This window comes from Lacihabitans lacunae (genome assembly GCF_042649125.1).
Lineage (GTDB): Bacteria > Bacteroidota > Bacteroidia > Cytophagales > Spirosomataceae > Leadbetterella > Leadbetterella lacunae.
In genome coordinates this window covers 4,671,985-4,675,846 of the sequence record NZ_JBHRYQ010000001.1, presented here as the reverse complement: position 1 = coordinate 4,675,846, position 3,862 = coordinate 4,671,985, and the positions used below count along the sequence as shown (strand labels likewise).

The following is a 3,862-nucleotide window of genomic DNA, read 5'->3' as shown; positions in this document are numbered from 1 at the left end:
TTTAAATTATGTATTAGATTCGATCAAAAACTTGGTATAAATAGTATGGTTTATTTTTTTTTACTTTATTGGATTTAGCCGTATTCTATAGATGAATACTTAAGCTTTATTTCTTCTTTCTTTCTTATTTTTATAGAATTAAAATAATCTTCACTTTTCTTGGCATTATGGTAAACTTGAAAAACCTTTATTTCAGGAAAAGCCAATTGGCACTCTCCGTTACAATAGGTTTTAAAAAGTTCACTTTGATATGAAGTGCTATTAAATAAAATGAGAGTGGCTAAAAAGAAAACATCCCTATTAATAAGATCAAATGTTTTTTCTAGAGGTAAACTATACAGTATGGATTCAGACGGCAAGGAAGACTGAATAGGTTCCTGTAAGCCCCTATTATCTAAAAGTCCCTTAAGGTATCCATCAGAATTTAATAATTTATTAGAAACGTCAAAACCTTCAAGAGGTTTGGATTGAGAGTAAGTATGTATGGAAACAAACATACCCATACATATAAGTATAGGTAAAAGGTATACGTTTTTTCTTTCAAAAACCGTATACGCAAAATTTAAATACAATTTAATTGTAAAATTTCTATTCATATTCTATTAATTCACTCAATAATAATTTTGGCACGATATTTGAAACTATAATTTATACCTTTAAGTCCCAGTATAAAATTATTTTCCTCATCCATCTACTTTTCAAAACACATGTTAACCTGCTTCAAAAAGCCCAATTCTTATAGTAATAAGCGTAGGTTCATATTTCTATGTGCCTACTAGTTATTTATATTGCAATAATCATGCTAAAAAACTGATTAAGCGGACACAAAATTTTTATCATTTTTTAATTTTGACATCTGAAAGCCTCATTGGTCACTCTTTTTTTGTTTATTTGCATATAATTAAACTTAATAGTAAAGTGAAACTTTGGCAAAAGGATAACGCAAAAAAAACAGACGAAATAATCGAGAAATTTACAGTCGGAAAAGACCGTGAACTCGATTTGAAACTCGCACAATTTGATTTATTCGGTTCGATGGCTCACGCAATAATGCTTGCGGATATCGAATTATTAGAGAAGCAGGAATTGGATATCTTATTATCCGAATGCAAGTTAATGTATAAAATTGATATAAATCAAGGGAAGTTCGAAATAAATGAAGGAATTGAAGACGTCCATTCTCAAATAGAATACAACTTAACACAGAAAATTGGCGATATTGGCAAGAAAATCCATAGTGGAAGGTCTAGAAACGACCAAGTGCTCGTTGATCTAAAGATGTACTTCAGAGACCGAATAGAAAACATCACCAACCTTACCAATGAGCTGTTTGAAAACCTAATAGCCCAAAGTGAAGCCAATAAAGATGTTTTACTCCCAGGCTATACCCACTTACAAATTGCAATGCCGTCGTCGTTTGGTCTTTGGTTTGGAGCATATGCAGAGAGTCTAGTAGACGATTTAATTGCCCTACAGGCTGTATTTAAAGTAGTTAACAAAAATCCGCTTGGCTCAGGAGCAGGATACGGAAGCTCATTTCCCCTAAAAAGAAAAATGACAGCCGAGTTACTGGGCTTTGATGACCTAAACTACAATGTGGTTTACGCCCAAATGACACGCGGAAAATCTGAATATATGCTGGCAAGTGCTATAACTAACTTAGCTGCAACCATTTCTCGTTTGGCTATGGACGTTTGTCTGTATAACAGTCAAAACTTTGGTTTCTTAAAACTACCTGAAGACATGACCACTGGCTCAAGCATAATGCCTCACAAAAAAAACCCCGATGTGGCAGAACTGCTTAGAGGTAAAGCAAATAAGCTAAAAGCAATCACCACCGAAATAGCATTTGTGCAGAGTAATCTACCTTCTGGCTATCATCGTGAGTTTCAAATATTGAAAGAAGTTATTTTTCCAGCTATTGACGAAATAGAAGAGTGTCTAACTATTAGTGCATATATGGTAAAACACTTAAAAGTTTCCAAAGACCTTTTGGTAGACCCTAAGTTTGATTTGATATTCAGTGTAGAAAACGTAAATCAAATGGTGATAGAAGGTATGCCGTTTAGAGATGCTTATAAAGCCATAGGTATGCAAATAGAAAACAAAGCGTATATTCCCATAAAAGACCTCAACCATACCTTAGAAGGAAGTATAGGTAATTTATGTAACGATGAGATTACCCGAATGAAAGATGAAGTAATTAATTCATTTGGCTTTGAGAAGATACATCAAGCCTACGAAAACTTATTAAACTACGAAGTGAAATAAGTAGACCTAATTAAATACAAAAAAGGAGGCATTTAATAAAAATGCCTCCTTTTTTATACCTATTATTTCAAATCTTAGAAACACTTAGTAGAGGTGCTTCCATCTCCACAACAACGCTTAAACGATTTGCTTAATTTCTTATATTGTTTCTTGGTCAATGGCATATAAACTCTACCATAGTCTCCAACCATCAAGTCTTGTTTAGTAAAACTATTAGTCATAGTAAGAGGTACCGAGATTTCCTCAACTGGCTTAACCGAACCATTATCACATACTTCAATTATTTGATCCAAGTTACTAGAACCTTTAAGAGCATATTGCAATGAAGTGTTGGCTGGTACATTGTATGCACCTAAACACATGTACTTCTCTGCAGTTTCGCCTGCTTGTAACTTACCCACTTTTTTGTAAACACCAATCAAAGTAACTTCTTGCGTAGTTTGTTTTACTGAAACGTCTTCGGTTACTGCACTTCCTGAAAGTTTCAAAGTTTGTTTTACGCAATTGTTTCCTCCTGCTTTTACATTTCCTGTAGAAGATGTACTTTCAGAAGCTTCCGAAGAAGTACTTACTTTATTGGCTGCTAAAGTAGTATTGGTAGCATTTGCAGTAGCTACGTTTGCAGGGCAAGCAGCATACACTTTCTTAAGTGTCTTGTATTGTTTCTTACTTACGTTCATTACCATTTTACCATCTTCACCTACGTTAATGTCTGACGCAGCTAAGCTGTAGTTGATATTTACAGGTAGGTTTAAACTTAAGTTAGCAGGTATTCCACTGCCGTAATCACATACTTGAACAGTCTTTGCATAATTTACATCACCACTTGCTGTCATTTCATATGTTAATCTTACTGGCACAGTATACTCACCTACACAAAGGGTTTTGCCTGCATAAGAAACTACCACTGGCAAGTTTTCAGTTGAGTTAATAACATCTGAGGCTTGAATCTTTCCGTTTCCAGCAAATGTCAAAGTTTGAGTTTTGCAAAAAGGAGGACATTTTGTTGGATCGTAATTTGAACATTTTGGATCACATACGTCTGTACATTTAGGATTATCCAAAGGATCAAAAAATGCGTTACCACATTTTTTCATAATATAAGCGAAACAAGAACCGTCTTTCGCCTCAATTTTGAAAGTTTCAAAATCATTTCCTAAAACTGACCATTTGTATTTGTGACCTCTGCTGTATGCTCCCATCCAACCGGTTTTCCCTTTTTTCAAGATACTAGGAGTAATTTTAGCCGCTGAAAATGCAGGATCACTAAATCCATTATATCCTAAGGCCATTAAGAAAGTATCAATTTCTTTTCTGCTTCCTTTTGTATTTCTACGGTGAACGTTAGCCAAATGTTTGTAAGCTCCATCAGCAGTATGCTTTGCGATTTCGCCAAATTGGGGACTAGTGCCCAAACGATTTAACAATACGGGCTTCTCATTAGATACGTCTGTAAATACTTGGTGCGTCCCAATACTACAAGGTAGCTGTTGAGCAGAACTGTTTACAAAAGAAAAGGAAGCGATTGTGAATAGAATAGCACTAAAAATATGCAATTTGCTTTTCATTGTGAGAAAGTTTTATGCTTTAT

3 protein-coding genes are annotated in these 3,862 nt (G+C 34.5%); 1 reads left to right on the top strand and 2 read right to left on the bottom strand.

The features are described 5' to 3' along the window. Positions 1-74: 74 nt before the first annotated feature. On the bottom strand, positions 75-596 hold the full coding sequence (locus tag ACFOOI_RS19910) for a hypothetical protein (RefSeq protein ID WP_379839845.1): 522 nt from the start codon (positions 594-596) through the stop codon (positions 75-77). A 322-nt stretch (positions 597-918) separates the two neighbouring features. Between ACFOOI_RS19910 and argH the strand changes: the two genes are divergently transcribed. Further along, positions 919-2,271 carry an argininosuccinate lyase gene (gene argH / locus ACFOOI_RS19905; RefSeq protein WP_379839844.1) on the top strand — a complete coding sequence of 451 codons (1,353 nt, stop codon included), beginning with the start codon at positions 919-921 and terminating at the stop codon, positions 2,269-2,271. Positions 2,272-2,345: 74 nt separating this feature from the next. On the opposite strand, the gene ACFOOI_RS19900 is transcribed toward argH, so the two are convergent. After that, entirely contained in the window at positions 2,346-3,839 is a 1,494-nt protein-coding gene (locus tag ACFOOI_RS19900; protein ID WP_379839843.1) for a hypothetical protein, read from the bottom strand. Between the last annotated feature and the right edge of the window lie 23 nt (positions 3,840-3,862).

What these genes read in the sequence shown, in the direction of transcription:
- ACFOOI_RS19910 (WP_379839845.1), bottom strand. Translation starts at nt 596, where the DNA reads ATGAATAGAAATTTTACAATTAAATTGTATTTAAATTTTGCGTATACG.
- ACFOOI_RS19900 (WP_379839843.1), bottom strand. Translation starts at nt 3,839, where the DNA reads ATGAAAAGCAAATTGCATATTTTTAGTGCTATTCTATTCACAATCGCT.